1 protein-coding gene is annotated in these 766 nt (G+C 38.5%); it reads right to left on the bottom strand.

All coding sequences use genetic code 11. The features are described 5' to 3' along the window. A partial coding sequence (locus A9G35_RS09690; RefSeq protein ID WP_065636677.1) for an IS481 family transposase occupies positions 1-766 on the bottom strand: 766 nt, incomplete at both ends.

The raw sequence follows: 766 nt of genomic DNA, 5'->3' as shown, positions 1-766 counted from the left end.
CTCATCGGCTTTCATTTTAACAAAATGCGTGTCCGATGAGCAAAATAAATTCTCCAATTGCTTTTCCTTAACCAACCCCTTTGCATCATTCCATGTTTTCCATGGTGTCTTCCCATAACAATATTTTCCTGAATGCGCTCTTTCTCGATTGTAAAATTCAAGCCATTGCTCAATATCGTTTTGTATTTCACTCAATTGCGTGTAAATCTTACGTCGAAATAAAATATCATAACATTCTGTTTTCATCGTCTTATGGAATCGCTCACAAATACCGTTTGTTTGTGGGCTGTAGGTGTAGGCTTTGGTCTTGGTGTGTTCAATATCTTCTAGATTAAGATAAAGCTCATAAGCATGGCTCTCCTTATGGACATTATATTCCGTACCTCGGTCTGTAAGAATGCGTAACAGCGGCACTTGTTCGCTGTCAAAGAAAGGAAGCACTTTATCATTGAGCATATCGGCAGCAATCAGGCTGTTTTTCTCGGTATAGACTTTAGCAAAAGCGAGTCTGGAATAGGTATCAATAAATGTTTGTTGGTATATTTTCCCTATGCCTTTAATGTGCCCTACATAATAGGTATCTTGTGCACATAAATATCCCGGATGATGTGTCTCAATTTCACCATGCGCTTCTTTTGATGCTTTGGCTTTTTCAAGGGCTTGTAATTGATTTTCAGTGAGCACACATCCTTCTTGTGCCACTTTGGTTTCTAGGGCTATTAAGCGTTTTTTAAAACTTTCTAAATCGTGACGTAGCCAAATAGAG

Source organism: Gilliamella sp. Choc5-1 (genome assembly GCF_001690595.1).
Lineage (GTDB): Bacteria > Pseudomonadota > Gammaproteobacteria > Enterobacterales > Orbaceae > Gilliamella > Gilliamella apicola_M.
This window is presented reverse-complemented; position numbering and strand designations above follow the sequence as displayed.